The organism is Centipeda infelix ATCC 43532 (assembly GCF_000234095.1).
Lineage (GTDB): Bacteria > Bacillota > Negativicutes > Selenomonadales > Selenomonadaceae > Centipeda > Centipeda infelix.
The window spans coordinates 401,744-421,680 of record NZ_JH376799.1; the positions used below are offsets into that span (position 1 = coordinate 401,744).

Sequence of the window (19,937 nt, forward strand, 5' to 3'; positions counted from 1 at the left end):
TATCGCCGACGCATGAGCATTTGTCAATATGTTTTAGGCGCTGCGTACATGTATACGCATCAGACACGCACCTCGAAACGCGGCTTCTCCTCCGCATCCTCCTGCTTCTCTGTGCTTTTTACAGAGGTCTTCTGTGCCGATGGCATGGTCGGGGATGGTACGGGCGGTGTTTGTCTCGTCGTTCTATGCGCCTGTGCAGCGGGCTTCGGCGCAGCGGCACGCGTGCGTGTGGGGCGTGGCGGTGCCTCCACAGGAGGCAGCGTATGCGGCGCAGCCGTCTCCTCCTCCATCAGACGTGCGAGTGCCTCGCCCGCCGTCAGTCCGGTAAACTCCGGCAGGAGCTCGCTGCGTGTATCGCGTGCACGCCGCGTCTGCTCCGCTGCCGCAAGGAGATCGTCATGTGTCTCCTGTGCGTGCGATTCGTCTGCGCGTGCCGTACGCTCCCGATCATGCGCGAGAATGCGCTCTCCGAGGGACGGCTCTTCCATCGCGGAAGCCTCAGGCTTCTTTTGGAAGAAACGGCGAAAGAGGACCCCCCCGAGCACAAGGGCAACGACGATCATCCCCGCATAGTACAGCCCGCTCGTCGCCGTGTAGGACTGCGGAGCCTCCGGCGTTTTCTGCTCCGTCCCCGCAAGCTGCTGCTTGAGCACCGCGTTCTCTTGCGCCATATCGAGACTGCTCGCGACATCCGCGCCGGTCTGCCCCTCGACCTTCGTCCCGCGATCCACCTTCGACGCGGACGTGCTGACGGGATCGCCCTTTGCCGCATCCGTACGCGCAGCAGCGTTCGGGTGTTCCGCAGAGTTCTGCGACTTCGGCGTTTCATGCGTTGTCTTGGAGAGTGCGCCATTTCCCTGCGCCACGGAGTCACGCGCCTGCTGCTCCGCCTGCGCGTCGCCTGTCGTATGCGTCGTATTCGCCTGTGCGTCCCGCGCCGCATCACCGAGCGTGATCTTCGGCGGTGTCGGAGGCGTGGGCGGTGTCGGCGGTGTAATCGCCATAGCAGCACTCCTTTCTCATCCAGTCTATGCCCTTACTATAGCAGAAAATGTCGTTTGGCGAAATAGCAAAAGCGTCCCGTCGATCACGGGACGCTTTTATCGTATCAAAAAGACTGCTACGCCTTATACGCCCGAACGTTCAAGCGGTCTGCCTTCAAATCCTCGTCAATCTCCACGCGTGCAAATCCCGCGCCCGTCAGCAGGCTTTCAAGCTCCTCCCCCGTATAGACAGACATTCCATCGACAATTTTCTGCCATTTCTCATGTGCGCCCGTCTTTCCGCTTGTTTCGTTCGTTATCATAAACACGCCGCCAGCTTTCAGAACGCGATAAACCTCGGTAAAGCAGCGCGCAATCTCCGGCCAGAAATACACCGTCTCGAACGCCGTCACAACATCGAACCGACCGTCATCAAACGGCAGTTCCAGCACATTCCCCTGCACGATTTCACAGCGTCCCGCATCAATCGCCGCACGATTCACCTCACGCGCCTTCGCTACGGAGACCGTTGAATAGTCCAGCCCCGTCACATGCCCCTCGTCCACCATCCGCAGGAACACGGCGACGTTCGCACCACCGCCGCAGCCGCAGTCAAGCACCTGCTCATTCCCTTGCAGGTCGAGATGCGAAAAGCCCCACGCCGCAATGCCCGCATGACCGCGATTCATCATGGCGATGACAAATTTCCCCATCTTCCCTTGAGGGTTTCCCATATTGCTGAAAAATTTACGAAGCAGACCCATGCTGCTCCTCCTTTCTGCGAATGCCACAGCACCAATACAAAAGTGCCCCGTGCAAAAATGCACGAGGCACTGGATTTTACAACAAAACCGCACGCAGCTCTGCACCGCTCCGTGCCGAGAGATAGGCAGGGGCGATGTCGAGGACGGTCTTGCAGCCCTTCGCTCCCTCGGACGCTAGGCGATGCGCCGCGCGTGCATACGCCGCGAGAACACACGCCGTGAACTCGGGGTTCGAGTCGAGCTTCAGGTTGAACTCAATGACGTGCTTGTGCTCGCCATCCTTGCCCGTCGCGCCCGAGCGAACGACAAAGCCCGCATGGGGCAGCCCCGCGTGATCACGCTGCAGCTCCTCCTCGCTGATGAAGTGCACCGTCGTATCATAGTCCGAGAAGTAGTTCGGCATCGTCACGATCGCCTTCTCCACCGCAGCCGCATCTGCACCCTCCTCGAGCACGACATAGCACTCGCGCGTATGCTTCTCGCGCGTCGAGAGTGTCGGATTTGCACCGCTGCGCACCGCCTCAAGTGCGGCAGGCACGGGAACGGTATACTGCTTGGCATCCTTGACCCCTGGCACGCGGCGGATCGCATCCGAATGCCCCTGACTGACCCCACGTCCCCAGAACGTATAGTCCGTCCCGTTCGTGAGCACGGCATTGCTGTAGACACGTGCAAGCGAGAACATCCCCGGATCCCAGCCAACCGAGATCACGCCAACGTGTCCCGCCGCCTTTGCCGCCGCATCCACCGCCGCGAAGTGCGCGGGAATGTTTGCGTGCGTGTCGAAACTGTCCACGACATTGAACAGCTTTGCAAACGCAGGGGTTTGCTCGGGCAGATCGGTCGCAGAGCCGCCGCAGAGGATGAGCACATCGACCTTATCCTTCCACTCCGCCGCCTTGTCCGCATGGACAACCGGCACGTTCGTGCGCGGCTTCACCGACGCAGGGTCGCGCCGCGTAAAGACAGCGACCAGCTCCATATCCTCATTTGCCTCGACGGCGTACTCCACACCGCGTCCGAGATTGCCATAACCAAGAATACCAATACGAATCATAAAAACTCCTCCCGCCATCCCCCCATGGACAGCGTAAAACCTGCGAGGAAATACATTTCCTCAGTAATGCGGGTGCGCCTTCACATAGTCGACCGGACGCGACCAGTCCACCTGGACACTCGTCTCGTTCCAAAGGCGCGTGAGCGCCAGCTCAAAGCTCCCGCGATCCGCGAGCGGAGTGACGGTCTCCTTCGTGAAGTCCATCAGCGTCTCATGCGGCACCTCGACCTCATGATCTGCGGCGAGGAACTCCTCCACCGCCGTGCGCCCCTTCTCGTCCGCGAGGTTCACCGTCGCGGAGCGCGAAGCCGCATCGTAATCAATCCAACCGAGCACGTCGCCATAGCTGATGGCGACACTGTACGTATCACTCACTCGTATCACCTCTTATACGCGCTAGCAATAAATTTCTTTTATCGTTAGCTCCTCTGGATATATCCTGCCCCTGTGGGCGTTTTTTATTATAGAACGATTCTCGTACACACGCAACCGCCCAACGAAAATAATTCTGTATACAGAAAGAGACGACCCTAAGGTCGCCCCTTTTCAAGCATCCACCTCAGAACGCCCAGTTGACCTGAATGCCGCCTGCGATGCCGTCGCGCTTCCCCTTCGTACCCATGAGGTTCACGCCGTAGCTGACGCGGCCGTCCTTCGGCGCAAAGCGGTAGCCGAGTTCGAGGATTCCCGTACCGCCGCCGAGCGAGGGACTTGGCGTTGCATAGCCCTGATACATCGCCGTTGCCGCGCCATCGAACTCATACTCGTAGCCAAGCCCCGCATAGAGTTCGCTGCCGCCGCCGACTGCATGCGTATAGCGGGCACCGACGCGCAGGCGGTGCGATTCCACATCGCCGAATTCGAGATCTGCGCCCGAACGCAGCTTCGTTGTATTGCCTGCCTGATGCGCGTAGAAGTACTTCGCATAGCCTTCGATCTTATCGCCGCCCGCAAGCTGCCACTCCTGACCGACGCCGATGTGTGCCGCATAATATGTGCTCGCATCGTCATAGCTCAGTTCCGCTGCGTCGCCGCTGCCCGTGTAGTCGCGCGAGATACGTCCCGCACGCAGGCTGCCCTCAACATACAGGCCACTGTCCTGCATCATCTTCGCCATCACGCCGCCGCCGACGTAGTGCATCGCACCGCTGCCGTGCGTACCGTCGTCCAGATAGGAGTCGTACGTACCGCGCCCGTATTCGACAAACGGACCGTAGGTCAGCTTCGCGTCATTCATCTCGTTCGTACGGGCAAAGCCGACGTTGAGATTCCACCCCTTTGCATCCACGTAGGAACCGGAATGAATTCGCACGGCCGAACCGCTCTGTGCTGCCCACGGCTGGAATGCGCCACTGACTGCCGCCATCGCATTTGCGCCGGCAGATTCCGCAGCCACAAGTCCTGCATCCGTGTTCCGCGTCCCCTCGGCAGAGGAGCCGGCGGGCGCCGTACTCGCCGAGATCACAGCCGCCGCCTCAGCCGCAGCCGTATATCCGACATTCGAGAGGAGGTCTGCACCTGCGTTCAGCAGTGCGCTCGCCGCCACGCGCGTCTCGACCGGCGACTTGCTGCGGTCGTTTGCCGCGACCTTCTTGACCGTCGCGATGAGTTCATTATTCCCACGCTTTGCGAGGCTGAGCGTATAGTCGAGGATACCGCCCTGCGTCGCCGTCATCGTATTCTTGCCATCGTTCTTCAGCTCTGCATCCGTCGCCAATGTTCCTGCGGTTTTCAGCAGACTGATTGCATCGCCTGGCTTGAATGCCTTTGCGTCGCCCGCGATCCCGACACCGAACCTCAGCCCCTTGACATCCTTTGCTCCCGTATTCGTGAGCGTCAGCATCGTGCGCGTCTCTGCAGGTGTCGTGCCCGCAGGTACGTAGAAATGCAGATTCTGCACATTGTCAAAATCCTTCGCCTGCGTGCCGAACGAGCGCACCGCAAGCGTGTTGTTTTTGCTTGCCCCGCTCGCCTTGCCGCCGTGAATCGTACCGCCGATCTGAACGCCGCCATAGAGATTGACTGTATTCTTCGATGCATCACCGTCTGTCGCGTGACCGCCGTAGACATCGCCGCGCACCGTGCCGCCGAAGACATCGACGGTGTTGTCTGTCGCCGTCTTGCCGAAGCCGCCCTTGAGCGTCTGTACATCGCCGCCGCGCATGACCAGCTTGTTATTCTGCGCCTTGCCCTTGCTCGACGTGCCGCCATACGCCGTATCCGTGATCTTGCCGCCCGTAACGGTGAGAACATTGCCCTCCACCGTCTTGCCGAGGACAGATTTTCCGCCCCATGCCTCAACATGAGTGCCGTCTGTTGCCGCAAACGTCGCCAACTTGTTGTCCTTGAAACGGTAGCCGTCCGCATAGACAGACTTGCCGTTTTTCGCATGGGTATCTGTATCGACGGAGAACTCATAGACATCGCCCGCGACAACTTCCTTTGCCTTGTCATAGGTCGTGCCAAAGTCGATGCCCTTGTCATTCGACATCAGTGTGACGCGCGTCGCACCGTAACTCTTCGTCGGCAGGTCTGTCGTCGCAATGTCCGCCGTCAGTTTCTGCCAGTCAAGCCCCGTAGTCGCCGCAGTGCCGTTGATGGAGAGGAGTGTCTTGCCCGCCAGATCCTTGTTCACGGCGAAGTTCAGCTTCTCAAAGTTTGCAATCTGCCCTGCCGTAATCGCGCCGCGCACATTCAGCGTGTTGCCCGTCACATCGTCGGACTTGCTGCCGCCGTAGATTGTGCCCGTAACCTTCGTGCCGTCCGCGACCGCATGGAATGCACCGTTCTTGTCGGTATAGCCGATATTCACGATGTTGCCCGTGGTCTTACCCGTGCCGTTTGTGTAGCCGCCGTAGACATTCTGCGCCGTGCCGCCCGCGATGTTGACCGTGTTGCCGGTCGCATTCGCAGCGTTCGTTGTCTTGCCGATATAGCCGCCATACACATCTTCGAGCGTACCCGCGCCCGTGCCGACGAGATTTACGGTGTTGTTTACCGCACCACCCGCAGCCCCCTCCGAGCGTCCACCCGAGAGATACTTGACCGTCTTGCCCGAGGCAATGCCTGTGAGCGTCATCGTATTCTTCTCTGCCGTATTGCCGCCGTAGGAAACGCCGGCGTAGGTCTTGGCGTTCGGATTGACCCCGTCATAAACGACCTCACCGTTACGGAAGCGGTTCACGTCAATGAGGACAGCGTTCGCCTCGCCCGTATTTGTATCCGTGCGCTGAACGACCTCATAGTCGCCGCTCACCGCATGATTCTTCGCCGCATAGTTCGAGAACTTCAGCTTGTTCGCCGCTGTACTCTTCATCAGCGTGATCGCGCCGAGCGTCTTGTCGGCGGAGAGCTTCGACGTATCGACCGTAACCTTGTTCCAGTCCGCCGTCTGCCCGTCAAACCCATTCGCAAGTGTCAGCATCGTGCCGCGGCTCGTGGTGTAGGTATCATCAACCGTGCCGCTCGACGACTTGTCTGCCGCAACAGAGTTTGTCAGATAGAACGTATACTTATCGAAGTTCTGCGCCTTCTTCGCCGCAGCATCCTTTACCGTTACATTCAGCGTATTGCCCACTGCATCGGACTTGTTGCCGCCGTAGAGTTCAGCAGCAGTAAAATCTGTTCCCGCCGCGAGCGTCGAGGCATCGCCCTGACGCAGTGTCGTCGGATCCGCGCCGATGTTGACGGTATTGTTTGTAGTCTTACCGCCGCCATTCGTGTAGCCGCCGTAGACCGTGCCCGTAACCTTGCCGCCCGTGAACGTCACCGTATTGCCCGTCACATCGCCGTTGTTCGCAGCCTTATCAACGTAGCCGCCGTAGACGTTCGTCAGCGTACCCGCGCCCGTCCCCGTGACCGTGACCGTATTCTTGATCGAGCCGCCTACCGTGCCCATCGTCTTGCCGCCGTAGGCACTGTGCGCACCTGCGGCGAGACTCTTGACCGTCAGCCGATTGCTCTCCGTCGTATTGCCGAAGTGAGAGATGCCGCCAAGTGCCTCGCCCGTCGTCGCGGCGGTAAAGTCGACCACGCCGTCCTTGAAACGGTTCGCATCAAGGTAGATCTTGTTCGCTGTCGTGCTGCCGACATGATCCGTGCGCAGACCGTACTCCATGCCGTCATGGACGCTGAGGAGACGCTGATTTGCTGCACTTGTGAACGTCATACCCGCCGCATTGAGCAGCGTGATGGTATTCGTGCGCTGTTTGCCCGTACTCCATGCGTGAAGCGTCTCCGCGTCGAGATTGAGCTTCGACCAGTCCACATCATCGCCGTCGAATCCGCCCGCCTGCGCGAACGTCAGCAGCGTATCGCCGTCCTTTACATCATTCCCCAAATAGAAGGTATAGTTCTCGAACTTGCCCGCCGTCTTGACGGTCATATTCTTACCCTTGACGTTCAGCGTGTTGCCCGTCACGTCGCTCCGATTGCCGCCGTAAATGGAGGTACCCGAAAGATCGGCACCTGCAGCAAGACCCGTTCCGTTCCCGAGGTTCACCGTATTGTTCGTGGTCGCACCGCCGCCATCTGCGTATCCGGCGTAGACCTTATCCGTCACCTTGCCGCCCGTGAGTGTCACTGTGTTGCCCGTGGCATCGCCGCCGTTATTTGTATAGCCGCCGTAGACCAGACCGTTAACGACGCCGCCCGTCAGCGTCACTTTGTTGCCCGTCGCCGCGCCACCGTCATGCGTGTAGCCGCCGTGGACATCATCGCTGCTCGTGCCGCCCGAGATCATGACCTCATTGTTCTGCGCCGCGCCCTTGCCCTTGGTATGACCGCCATAGAGCCGGTTGTATGTACCGTTTTGGATCGTGACCTTGTTGCCCGTGACAGCAGCCGTACTGTCCGAATTGTCGATGGCACCGCCGTAGACATCGCCCGCAGTGCCATTCTCAAACGTCACCGCATTGCCTGCGCCGTCCGCACTGCCGCCAACCGCGCCCTTGCCCCGCGTATAGCCGCCGTAGACCGTGCTAGTACGACCATTTTTCAGCGTGACGCTGTTGCCTGTGACCGTGCCCGCAGCGTTTTTCTCATTCGTAACGGCACCGCCGTGGACGTAGGAGAGTCCGCCGCCGACCCCCGTATTCTCAACGACGACGCGGTTGTTCTTGGAACCGCCCGTGCGTCCTGCCGTCTTGCCGCCGTAGGTATTGCCCACCCACTGCGTTGTGGAGGTATTTGTGATCGTGAGTGTATTGCCCTCCGTCGTGTGGTTGTTGTAGGAGGCACCGCCGAACAGCTCCTTCGCATTCGGCGGATTCGTGCCGTCGTACGTCCACGTATTCCCCTTGAAGATATTGTACCCCATGACCACGGAGGAACCTTCACGCTCCCCCGTGTCGGTGCCGACAAAATACTCGACATTGTCCGTGCTGCCGAGATCGCGCGGCACGTAACCTGACTTGAATTTCAGCGTCCCCGTCGCGCTCTTGACAAGGGTGATGATGCCGGTCGGCTTTCCCGTCAGCTTCGATGTATCCAGACCGAAATTGTTCGCGAAGTCGATTTCTCTGCCAAAGCCGTCGTTCTTCAGCGTCAACATCGTATCGCCGTCTTTGATATTATTGTTCAGCGTGAACTTATACTTGTCAAAATTATCCACACTGTTGACCGTGATATTCTTACCGCGGACATTCAGCGTATTGTTGTTGACCGCACCATCTGTGGAGTTGTCGCCGTGAATCTTTGCCTTGGTGAGGTCTGCCGTATAGGTACCATCCTCCGCACCGAGATTCACTGTATTGTTCGATGCGCTGCTGCCGGCAGCCGTCGTCTTTTTGCCGGCGTAGACATCGGCAGTGGTGGAGCTGCCGACCGTGCCGCCCGAGATCGTGACTGTGTTGCCCGTCGCCGCCCCCTTGTCGCTGAGACCGCCATAGATCTCCCTCGTCACCGTGCCGCCCGTAAGGTTGACCGTATTGTTCTTCGCCGCACCTGTACCGTCGGTCTGCCCGCCGACCGCATACTCCACCGTGCCCTGCTTCATATTGACGATGTTGCCCGAGACCTCGCCCGCATTGGCTGCGTTCGTGATTTTACCGCCGTAGATATCCTTGATCGCGGTATTGTTGTTCGGGAGATCGAGCGTCGCTGTATTGTCTTTGACATCACCCGCTGCGCCCTCGTTCTTGCCACCGTAGGCATAGGAGAGCGGCGTTCCCGATGTGGGCTTCCCCGTCACCGTCAGCGTGTTGCCCGTCGTCGTATGACCAAAGCGGGAGAGTCCGCCGTAGACCTCGCCGCCGAACGTCGGTGTTGTGCCGTCATACGTGACATGACTGCCCTTGAATCGGCTCGCCTCCAGCATGAGGGCATTCGCCGTACCTGTGCCATTATTCGTAACAAATCTGAACTCATGCGTCTCGGTCGCCGTCGCCGCCTCACGTGCCGCATAGTTTCGGAACGTCAACGTATCGGTATCATTGCTGCGCTTCAAAAGGGTCATGCGCTTGATGCCGTGCTGCGTCCCGAGGTAGTCCACCGACAGCCCCGTGCTGTCGACGGTGATCTTGTTCAGGTCAACGCCCGTTCCTGCGAAGTCACCCGCATTGGCGACGGTCAGCATCGTATCGTCAAATGTGGTCGCGCTGTTCAGTTTGAACTTGTAGTTTTCAAAGTTGGCGACAGACTTCACGCTTGCGTCCTTTACATAGACATTCAGCGTATTACCCGTTACATCTGTCTTGTTGCCGCCGAGAATATCCGCAGCCGTGAGGTTCGTCCCCGATTTGAACGTGCCGGACGTGCCGTCACCAAGGTTCACCGTGTTGCCTGTTGCCGCTCCCGACCCCGCAGCATTGCCACCGATAATCTGCCCCGTCACCGTTCCACCGATGACAGTGACCGTATTCCCTGTGGCATTTCCTGCATTCGAAGAATAGCCGCCAACCAGTATGCCGGCAGTTCCGCCGCTGATTGTGAGCGTATTCCCCGTTACGTGACCTGTCCCCTGGGAAACACCTCCCACCAGATTCTTTACCGATCCACTGCTGAGTGTTGCCGTATTTCCGCTGACCTGCCCCGATCCTTGCGAAAATGCTCCTGCGGAAAATTGCGTTCCCTCAACGATACCGCCGCGCACAACGACATGATTGTCCGTCAACGCTCCGGATCCTCGCGTAGCGGCGCCAAAGAGCTGACTGTTTACGGTTCCGCCGCTAAAGTCGATCCTGTTTCCCGTAAGTGTGTTCGCATTGGAGCTATTGTCCGTATAGCCGCCATAAATCGACTGTACGACAGTACCCCCACTGAACTCGACAGTATTTCCCGTGATCTTCCCTTGACGACTCCGACCGCCATATACACTGCCATTGACCCGAATGCTCCGTATGATGAGCGTATTATCCGTAATGTCTCCGAGTTCATACGCATCACCTGCACCGCTCACATCTCCATTACTGATATTGGGAAGGTTCCCCTTTCCAGCTTCACCGACCGTAATTCTATTCCCGGTTCCACTGTGCGTAATGGTTTTGCCATTGATGCCACGATACTGATACGACGTATCACCTGACGAAATCGTCACATCTGCTGCATACGCAGGCGTTCCAGAGAACAGCAGCCCCCCCCAGTGGACAACCCAAGTGCGACATACAACGCCAACTGCCGTTTCGCCTTTAACCCGTTGAACATTTGCTCCTCCTCTAACGCTCACGCGAACAATCCTATCACGGAATTTCTGCCGCAGGTCTCATCTACAGACTGAGACTCATTCTATTCTAGGTATAATACATGATGGCATTTATCATTGTCAATGGTTTTTCTAATTATCTCCGTTATTTTTTGAAAATTTTACCAAAATATGAATCTGATAAATATCAAATTCTTTCATGTAATAATATCGCCTCTAATTCCCTCCTCCGCAAAGCCCCCATGCCTCTGGACAGTCATACGCATTATGCTTATAATATAGATGGAGGTGGTGAGATGCGATTTATCGAGTTGGATCGTCTTTTAAGAAAGAATGGTTGGTATGTGGTACGAACGAAGGGATCTCACTACCAATATCAAAGAGATGGTGTCAGTAAAACGCTCACCGTTCCAAATCATCCCGGTGATATAGCAGCTATCATCGTAAAGAACATCTTGAAAGGTGCAGGTATTAGACCCTAATATCGGAGTAAAGGAGAGACTATCACATGAAACTTGTATACCCCGCAATTTTTTATGCAGATGAAGAAGCATATGCTGTCGTTGTCCCCGATCTGCCCGGCTGTGTTTCGGGCGGTGCTTCCCTCCCCGAGGCGATTGCAATGGGCGAGGACGCTGCATCCGGCTGGGTGCTCGGCGAGCTCGAGGATGGGCGAACTGCGCCGCCCGCGAGCCGCATGGAAGACATCCACCCCGATCCCGAGATGGGCGAGGGCTTCGTGAGTCTCCTCTCCCTCGATATGGATGCATACGCCACGAAGTACGGCAGCAAGTCCATCCGCAAGAATCTCACCATCCCGGCATGGCTGAACACCTTCGCCGAAAAGAAGCGTCTGAATGTCTCAAAGGTGCTGCAGGACGCACTTACGGAACTCTACCAAAAAGAAGCGGCAGTATGAGCCCTAAAGTCTCTCCTGCCACAGTGGGAAAGGAAGATCGTTTGCGGTAGTGAGAACGCTTTGAACAACAGAAAGGATTTTCACATGGACTACACAAGTAAGATCGCCGTCGGTATGACGCATGAGGCTGTGGACACGGTGACGGATGCAAATACGGCGCTGACGGTTGGCAGTGGCTCACTCGCAGTGTACGCAACGCCCGCGATGGCGGCACTGATGGAACGTGCGGCGGCGGAGCTGTGTCAGCAGGAGTGTTCCGAGGGTTGGACGACGGTCGGGACCTCGCTGAACATCGCGCACCGCGCGGCGACCCCGACGGGGCTGACGGTACGCGCCATTGCCGAGGTGACGGCGGTGGACGGACGCGCCATTTCGCTCAAGGTGACGGCGTATGACGAGCGCGAGGAGATCGGCGCGGGCACGCACACCCGCTTTGCCGTCGCCGTGGATAAATTCATGGCAAAGGCAGAGGGGAAACGCTAAGAAATCAGAAATAGACAAAAACGCAAGAGAGCGGCACGCGATTGTGCCGCTCTCTTGCGTTTTGTTATGTGCCCCTTCCACCGCTTCGCGGTTCCCCTTCCCCGTCATACGGGGAAGGCTTGGGGAAATGTTTTTAGAATGCCCACGCGATGTTGAATCCGCCCGTAAAGCCTTTGCGCTTGCCCTTGAAGCCCGTGAGGCTCAGTCCGTAGCTGACGGTGCTGTCCACGGGAGCGTAGCGGTATCCGAGTTCAAGGAGCGTGGTGCTGCCCTTGAGGCTGGTGCTCGGGAGGCTGTAGCCCTGATAGGATGCCGTACCCTTGCCGTCGAACTCGTACTCCCACGCGAGCCCTGCGTAGAATTCGCCGTCCATGTCGTTCTTCATGGTGAAGCGTGTGCCGAAGCGGATGCGGCTCGAGGTGGATGCGCCGAAGTCATACGGCTCTCCGGTCGAGAGGGTTGCGCTCCCGCCCGCCTGGTGTGCATAGAAGTATTTCGCATAGGTGTCGATCTTGTTGCCATTCGCGAGTTCGCGCTTCTGTCCGACACCGATGTGACCGGCGAAGTAGCTGCTCGACAGATCGTAGCCGGTGCCCTTCGCGCCGATGATGCCGCTGTAGTCGCTCTTTGCACGACCGACGCGCAGGCTGCCCTCAAGATAGGTGCCGCTCTCGCTCTCCGACTTTGCCATGACACCGATGCCGAGGTAGCTGGTCTTGCCGCTGCCGTGCGTACCGTCGTCGAGGTAGGAGTCGTAGTTGCCCCTGCCGTACTCGATGAAGGGGCCGAAGGTGAGCGATCTGTCCAGAAGCTCGTTGCGGCGTGCATAGCCGACGTTGAGATTCCAGCCCTTCGTATCGACGTAGGAGCCGGACTTCAGACGCATACTGCCGAAGCTCTGCGCCGCAAACAGCTGATAGCTGCCGAGCGTGGAGAGTGGAACGGAAGCAGCAGCAGAGTTCTTCTCACTGCCGGCATACGGGGTGTCCACGATGTCCGCAATCTGGGTCGCCGCCGCCTCGGCTGCGGGGATACCGACATCCGTAAGGAGATCGGAGCCGCTCGCAAGGAAGGCAATCGCTGCTGCCTGTGTCTCGACGAGGGATTTCGTCTCGTCCTTCACCTTGATATTCGTGACGTGTGCAAAGAGCTCGTTCTTCGTGCCCGTCGATGCCGTACCACGCGTATTCAGTGTGTACTCATAGTCGAGGGTAACGCCCTTCGTCGTCTGATAGGTTGTGCCCGAGAGGTTGTTTGCCGTCACGATATTCTGTGCGTCGGGCAGTCTGACGAGGCTGATGTCATCGCCCACGCCGACCGGCGCATATCCGCCGTCCAGCTCCATGGTGATCGTGCTGCCGCTGATATCCTTGTTCTTTGCCTGCGTCGTGGTCAGCATGGACTTCGAGAGGTCAGCACGCGGGGAGAGGTAGAAGTTGAGGTTCTGGAAATCCTCGAAATATCCGACCTTTGCCCCCATGTCGTAAACATTCAGCGTGTTGCCGTCCTTGACAGCCGCCGATACGCCGCTCCCAATCTGACCGCCGTAGATGCTGCCCATAACCTCGGTGCCGCGCAGCGTGACGCTGTTGTTCTTGGCATTCTTCTCTCCATAGCCGCCGACGACATCGCCGCCGATGTGGACGGCGGAGAGGACGACGCTGTTATTCTGTGCATCGTCGTTCTTCGACCAGCCGCCATAGACAGAGCCCGAGACCGAGCCGCCCGATACGGTGACATAGTTGCTGTCCGCCTTTACCTTGCTCTCGCTCTTGGCACCGTAGATGTTGCCGGTCAGCGCACCGCGCGTGAGGATAACACCGTTGCCGCTCATCGTACTCGATCCGCTGCCGGATCCACTGCTGCCCGAGCCGCTGCCGCCCGAACTGCCCGAGGTGCTCGTGTTCGCTGCGTATGCACCATAGACATCGCGGATCTTGAGCGCATTTGCACTGTCAATCGTGAGCATATTGTTCTTCAGGCTTCCGGAGGTGCCCGTGGTGACACCCGCTGCGGCGTAGTTGTCAATGCCGCTTGCGTGTACGCCCGTAATACGGAGCTTGTTGTTCTCCACATCGTGATTCATCGCGGAGATGCCCGTGAACACCCTGCTGTCTGCCGCCGATGCGTTGGTGCTGTCATAGCTGCGGTCGCCGTCGCGCAGACGGTTGAAGGTCAGCAGGAGGTCAGCCCCCTGCGTCTGATCGTTCTCCGTATGCAGGTAGACCTCATAGTTCGTATTCGCGTATTTGGACGTACGATCCTGGTTCTTCGCGTAGTTCGAGAATGTCATCTGTCCGTTGCTCTCGATGAGCTTTACGGAATGCGAGCCCGTCCATGTCGGGTTCAGGTGGAATTTGCTGACATCCTCCGTGATATTCGCCATGTCAACCGTACCGCCCAGACCGCCCGTCTGCTCAATCTTGAGCATCGTATGGTCGATGAGTGTGTCGTTGTGAAGGACAAATTTGAAGGTGTCAAAGTTTTTCACCTGCTGCACGGAGACATTGCCCGCCTGTACGACGAGCGTGTTGCCCGTGCCCACGCCGCTATCGTTTGCACCATAGATATTTCCTGCGATGGTCGCACCGTAGCTGCCGTCGTCCGCACCAAGTGTGAGCGTATTGCCCTTCGCCTGTCCTGCGGCCGCAGCATAGCCCGCATAGATATTGCCCGACACTGTACCGCCCGTGACGTAGACGTTGTTGCCGCTGACTTCGCCCGTGCCCGCTGAGTAGCCGCCATAGAGCGTGCCCGCCTTGCCGCCCGACATACGCAGGACGTTGTTCTCCACCTTGCCGCTGTTGGCAGCCTCGTGGATATAGCCGCCGTAGCCTGCTGTCACCTGGTAGGCATTGCTGCCCGTCGACTTGATCTCAAGTGTATTCCCCCGCGTACCGCCGGAGCCGCCGGACGCTCCCATCGTCTTCGCGCCGTATGCTGTGATATCGCGGCTGAGTGCTTTGTCAATCGTGAGGATATTATGCTCGGTCGTATGCCCCCCGTAGGAGCGCCCCGCGAACCAGTCTACATCGTCGCTCGTCGTATCGTATGCGACGTTGCCGTTCTGGAAACGGTTGTAGTCCAACAGAACACGTCTGCCCGTCGTCGTGCCGGTGGGAGCCTCGGTGCCGTCGGAACGCTCGAGGCGCAGTGCGTACTCGTAGTCGCTGTGTGTCGGGGAGATCAGCCACGCTGCCGTCGGGGTGTAGTTTTGGAATTTCAGCGCGTAGTCGTCATTGCCCTCAAGAAGGGTAACACGCCCCGCAATCTGCTTCGCCGACATATTCTGAAGGTTGATCTTAACATTCGAGAAGTTCACAGGCGTGGTTCCCGAGTACTGGTTCTCAAAGCCGTTGTGATCGGTCACCTTCAGCATCGTTGCGTTCTTGCCGATCTTGTCCGTGAGGTAGAAATTATAGTTCGTGAAATTGTGAACACCCTTGACGGTAATGTTCTTCCCCTTGACATTCAGCGTATTGCCCGTCGCTGTGCTGTGCCCGCCATAGATGGTCGCCTGTGTAAGGTTCGCCGTGTAGCTGCCGTCATCCGCCCCGAGGTTGACCACATTGTTCTGCTCGACCGATGTATCCGTCCCACGCGCGTAGCCGCCGTACACATTGCCGCGCAGGGTGCCGTCGGGACGCGTACCGCCCGTGAGCGTACCGCCCGTAATGGTGACGGTATTGCCGCCGGAGGTTGTCGTAGTGCCGGAGCCGCCGGAGCCGGAAGACCTTGTCGCATAGGTCATGCCGCCATAGATGTCGCCGACGATTTCGCCGCCCTTGACCGTGACCGTATTGCCCGTAACAGAGCCCGCCTTCGTGCTCGTTGAGGTGTTCTCACCGCCGACGACGTTGTCATCCACCCTGCCGTTCTCGATGGTGACGCTATTGTCCTTCACAGCCCCCGTGCCGTTCGCCGTCGCGCCGTAGACATCATGCACAGCACCGCCCTTAACGGTGACGCTGTTCGAGGAAAGGCTCGCATTGCCATTTGCCGCTGCGCCGTATGCCGTTTCAGAGACCTTTGCGGTACCCGAGATCTCGACGGTGTTGTTCGTCGCCGTGCCGGTGCCCGCCGCAGTGCCGTAGCCCGTCAGATATGTACCGTAGATCTTGTGCGCGGAGCCGCCGCCGATCTTGACATGGTTGTCGTTGACCAGCTGAACATGTGCGTTGGTGGAGCTGCCCGCGCCGAAGAGCTCACCGAATACACCGTAGACGGTAGCCTGAATGTCGCCCTCGGTGATCGTGACCGTATTCTGCTCAGCTTTGCGGTCCACGCTGTTATCGCCGCGAATCGCGCCGCCCTTGACCTCTCCATGCACAACGGGGTAGACCGTGGTACGCGAGGCATTTGCTCCGCCGTTAATCGCAACACTGTTCGAGCTGACGGTGGTTGTACCGTAGCCGCCCGTGATGCGGTTGACCGTTCCCTTGTTGACGGTGACGCTGTTGTTCGTGACCGTCCCCGTTCCGCTGTAGGCAATGCCATTGCCCGAGGTCAAATTGTCCGATTTGCCGCCGAAGATATCGCCCGTCACCGTGCCATCCGCGACTGTGACCTCATTGTGATCGACCAGTCCCGTCCCCGTTGCAACACCGCCAAAGAGGTTCTCGATCGTGCCGGAGTTCAGCGTCAGCTTGTTCCGCACGGCATCCGCACCCGTGGAGGTATAGCCGCCGTAGCCCGAAACGAGCCCCGTCGCGTTGTTGAGTACGAGGGTATTGTCCTGGACGACCTTTTTATTGCCGGTCTGTCCGCCGAGGTTTTCCCAGATGGAATAACCTCCATAGATTGTATTCCGTCCGCTGAGTGCGCCCGTATGCGTATGGTTCGCGTTCTGGTAGCGATGGAGTTCTGCGTCAACGTAGTTGCGCGTCGTCGAGGTCGCCGTATCCGTCTCTGTGCGCAGCTTGATGCGGTACTCGTAGTCGCCGCTCCAATCCGTTGTACCGGGCGATGTATAGTTGGAGAATCTCAGATTCGATGTGCGATTGGTCGCCGTGTTGCCATCTGCCATCAGCGTGACCGTGCCGACATCGCCGAAGTAGTCCTGCACGCTCTTCCCCTGTTCATTGACGCCCTTGCCGCTCCACCCTGTCGCGTCGACTTTGATGTCCTCCCACGCAACTGCACGTCCGAATGCGTCGTTGTTGTGCGTGAGCGTGAGCATGGTGTTGCCCGCTGCAACACCCGTGTTCAGATGGAATTCGTACGTGTGGAAGTTTTGCGCGGACTTTGCCGTAATGCCCTTGGTCTGCACAATCAGGTGGTTGTTCCGAATGGCATCGAGGCTGCCGCCCGAAACGCCCGTGGAGTTGCTGCCTCCGTAGAGGAACGCATCGCGGAGGATCGGTGTGGCACTCCCGTTCGCATCGCCAAGGATAACGCGGTTGCCCGTCGTGCCGCCGGCTGCATTCTCAGCATAGCCGCCGTAGACCTTGCCCGTGACCTTGCCATTTGCTATCGTAACCGTGTTGTTGATGGCAGAGGTCTTGCCCATGCCGCCCGCAATCGCAATGCCATTCGTTGCTGTCCCGGTGTCGGTCCTTGCAGTCAGCGTACCGTCTGCGAGTTCCACCCCGCCATTCGCCACGCCGCCCGCTGTCGAGCGCACACCAATGACAGCACCTTTGACAATGCCGTCATTCATCTTGACCGTGTTTGGATTTGTCTGCGAAGCCCCCGAGACCTGCGCGATGTTCAGGCCGATGCCACCGTACGCATTTCCCGTGAGGCTAAGGCTGTTGATGACGAGCTTATTGCCTGTCACAGCGGTGGTCGTCGTACTCGTTCCGCCCGCCGAGATATCGCCAACGACGACGGGAAGGTCCGTTGTCCCTGCCGTGCCGATGGTGAGTGTGTTGTCCGTCACCGAACCGTTCATCAGGTTCGTACCGACAATGTCACCGTAGGGATGCGTCGCCGTCCCATCACCAGTGAAGCGCTTGTCATTCATCTCAACCGACGTACTCTTGTCATTCGATGATTCCGCCGCATACACCGCAGGCGCACCTGTAAATGCACCGCCAACGGCAAGTGCCACGAATGCGGCGAGCTGCCGCTTTGCTTTCATTCCTTTGAGCATTGCTTTCTCCCCTTCATTACACATTGGAAAGAATCCATCCCTGCAGTGCATGGCACTGCGTTCATCGGCTATGAAGTTTTCTCATCTTTTTATTATATGCCGCTCATCCCCAAACGTCAAATGAAAGTTTAACCGCGGGGGACGGGACGCTCATACATCCTGTCCGTAAATTGCACGAATCTCCTCTGTGTATTTTCCCCCAATATCGCGCACGATGAGTGCGGGTTCATGGCGCATTCCCGTGAGTGCCGCGCCCTTGACCGCCTCGATGAGCATGAGGTTCGGTGCTTTGTCCGTACACGGCTGTACCATGCGCAGACGCTTGACAGCAAGGTGCTCCGCGTGGAGGGCAAGGACGATCTCGCCAAGCCGTTCGGGCAGGTGCACCATAGCGAGCCGTCCGCCGTGACGAAGGGCGTACGATGCGGCGTGTACGGTGTCGGCGAGGGTCGCCGTCAGCTCGTGCCGTGCCGCCGCGCGTGCCCCCATGCTGACCGCGCCGCTCGTGACGGGGCGGTACGGAGGATTGCTGAATACGAGATCATATTCTCCGCACGCAAAAAGGGCGGGAGGGTCGCGATAGTCGCCCTCCCGCACCGTTATTTTGTCTGTGAGATGGTTCAGCCGTACGCTACGCACGGCAAGCCCCGCCTGCACGGAGCTGAGCTCCACTGCCGTGATATGCGCCGCAAAATCCGCGACGAGGAGGGGGATCACGCCCGTCCCCGTGCCGAGGTCGAGCACGCGCTCACGCCCCGTGAGCGTTGGGAAATGTGCGAGGAGAACGGCATCCATGGAGAAACAGAATTCATCCGTGCGCTGAATGATGCGCCGCCCGCCCATGCAGAGGTCGTCCATCCGCTCGTTCGGGCGCAACTGTGCCGTGTCACTCATGAGATTCATTACTCTCGCGGGGTGTACGGCGCGGCTGTCGCCGCCCGCTCTGGGGACGGCGGCGGTCCCCTGCATTCTTCGCGGAACGCTCGCCGCGTTCACCGCGCACGTTACGCCCCCCTCGCTCTCCACGTTCTGTGCGTTCGCTGCGCTCGTTACGAGTTTTTCCTCCGACGGGACGCTCGTGCCGCTCCCGTCCCTCGCGCGGCTCTCTGGGGGTACGCTCACGCGGGGCACGTTCCCTGTGCTGTGCATGTGGGCACGGTGCGCCCTCCTCGCTCTCGGCACGTGCGACATCCTCCCATGCGGCGACAACAGTCTTGCCGTCATCCATCAGGATGGTCGCCGTACGACGCTGTTCGTGCACCGCCACGACGCGCCCCTCGCCATCCTCGGCGATCACGCGGTCATTTTGTGCGGGGATGTACTCCACCTTTTTCGTACGCATACAGCCGCCGCAGCCGTAACCCTCGCTCTCGTATTTCAGACAGCACATGAGCCGCCCGCAGATGCCCGAGATCTTCGTCGGATTGAGGGAGAGGTTCTGCTCCTTTGCCATGCGGATGGAGACGGGCACAAAGTCGCCGAGGAAGGTCGCACAGCACAGCGGCCGCCCGCAGCAGCCCATGCCGCCCATCATCTTTGCCTCATCGCGCACGCCAATCTGGCGCAGCTCGATGCGTGTACGGAACACGCCCGCGAGTTCGCGCACGAGCTGGCGGAAGTCGACACGCCCGTCCGCTGTGAAGTAGAAGAGCATCTTCGAGAGGTCAAAGGTGAGCTCCACGTCGACGAGCTTCATCTTGAGGTCGAGTTCGCGGATTTTCTCCTCACAGACAGTGCGTGCCTCGCGCTCACGTGCACGGTTTTCCTCGATGCGTGCGAGATCGGAGGCATCCGCGATGCGGTGCACAATGCGCAGGTTTGGCGGGACGGATTCGTCCGGCACTTCGCGCGACGCAACGACGACCTTACCGCACTCCATGCCGCGCGTGGTCTCGACGATGACGTAATCGCCTTCGACGATGGTCAGCCGCCCCTGCCCAAAGGAATATATCTTGCCCGCCGACTTGAAGCGGACACCTACAATCGTTTGCAAAACTT

Annotated in this window: 11 protein-coding genes; 3 read left to right on the forward strand and 8 right to left on the reverse strand. The window is 58.8% G+C overall.

Annotation, left to right across the window (positions count from 1 at the left end):
• Positions 1 to 59 precede the first annotated feature (59 nt).
• The 5 genes from HMPREF9334_RS08035 to HMPREF9334_RS08055 form a co-directional block, all read right to left on the reverse strand.
• Positions 60 to 1,004: a hypothetical protein gene (locus tag HMPREF9334_RS08035; protein WP_006692965.1), complete on the reverse strand. Its 945-nt coding sequence runs from the start codon at positions 1,002 to 1,004 to the stop codon at positions 60 to 62.
• Between the two features lie 116 nt (positions 1,005 to 1,120).
• The gene (locus tag HMPREF9334_RS08040) at positions 1,121 to 1,747 is read right to left on the reverse strand and encodes a class I SAM-dependent methyltransferase (protein ID WP_006692966.1); all 627 of its coding nucleotides are present in this window, start codon (positions 1,745 to 1,747) and stop codon (positions 1,121 to 1,123) included.
• A gap of 76 nt (positions 1,748 to 1,823) precedes the next feature.
• Complete coding sequence (locus tag HMPREF9334_RS08045) at positions 1,824 to 2,804, reverse strand: diaminopimelate dehydrogenase (RefSeq protein ID WP_006692967.1); 981 nt, start codon at positions 2,802 to 2,804, stop codon at positions 1,824 to 1,826.
• A gap of 60 nt (positions 2,805 to 2,864) precedes the next feature.
• Positions 2,865 to 3,179, reverse strand: coding sequence for a hypothetical protein (locus HMPREF9334_RS08050; RefSeq protein ID WP_006692968.1), 315 nt, complete (start codon positions 3,177 to 3,179; stop codon positions 2,865 to 2,867).
• Between the two features lie 184 nt (positions 3,180 to 3,363).
• Positions 3,364 to 10,338 (reverse strand): autotransporter outer membrane beta-barrel domain-containing protein, encoded by a 6,975-nt coding sequence (locus tag HMPREF9334_RS08055; protein ID WP_169311791.1) that lies wholly within the window; start codon positions 10,336 to 10,338, stop codon positions 3,364 to 3,366.
• Positions 10,339 to 10,547: 209 nt separating this feature from the next.
• Here HMPREF9334_RS08055 and HMPREF9334_RS12630 point away from each other — a divergent pair, with 209 nt between their 5' ends.
• From HMPREF9334_RS12630 to HMPREF9334_RS08070, 3 genes are all read left to right on the forward strand, one after another.
• Positions 10,548 to 10,925, forward strand: coding sequence for a type II toxin-antitoxin system HicA family toxin (locus tag HMPREF9334_RS12630; protein ID WP_245535239.1), 378 nt, complete (start codon positions 10,548 to 10,550; stop codon positions 10,923 to 10,925).
• A gap of 26 nt (positions 10,926 to 10,951) precedes the next feature.
• Positions 10,952 to 11,362 carry a type II toxin-antitoxin system HicB family antitoxin gene (locus HMPREF9334_RS08065; RefSeq protein ID WP_006692972.1) on the forward strand — a complete coding sequence of 137 codons (411 nt, stop codon included), beginning with the start codon at positions 10,952 to 10,954 and terminating at the stop codon, positions 11,360 to 11,362.
• Positions 11,363 to 11,446: 84 nt separating this feature from the next.
• On the forward strand, positions 11,447 to 11,845 hold the full coding sequence (locus HMPREF9334_RS08070; RefSeq protein WP_006692973.1) for a thioesterase family protein: 399 nt from the start codon (positions 11,447 to 11,449) through the stop codon (positions 11,843 to 11,845).
• Positions 11,846 to 11,978: 133 nt separating this feature from the next.
• Here HMPREF9334_RS08070 and HMPREF9334_RS08075 read toward each other — a convergent pair whose 3' ends face one another.
• The 3 genes from HMPREF9334_RS08075 to HMPREF9334_RS08085 form a co-directional block, all read right to left on the reverse strand.
• The gene (locus HMPREF9334_RS08075; RefSeq protein WP_006692974.1) at positions 11,979 to 17,939 is read right to left on the reverse strand and encodes an autotransporter outer membrane beta-barrel domain-containing protein; all 5,961 of its coding nucleotides are present in this window, start codon (positions 17,937 to 17,939) and stop codon (positions 11,979 to 11,981) included.
• Positions 17,940 to 18,089: 150 nt separating this feature from the next.
• Complete coding sequence (locus tag HMPREF9334_RS08080) at positions 18,090 to 18,833, reverse strand: tRNA1(Val) (adenine(37)-N6)-methyltransferase (protein ID WP_006692975.1); 744 nt, start codon at positions 18,831 to 18,833, stop codon at positions 18,090 to 18,092.
• Complete coding sequence (locus HMPREF9334_RS08085) at positions 18,826 to 19,932, reverse strand: regulatory iron-sulfur-containing complex subunit RicT (protein WP_006692976.1); 1,107 nt, start codon at positions 19,930 to 19,932, stop codon at positions 18,826 to 18,828. Before HMPREF9334_RS08085 ends, HMPREF9334_RS08080 begins: the two co-directional genes overlap by 8 nt.
• Between the last annotated feature and the right edge of the window lie 5 nt (positions 19,933 to 19,937).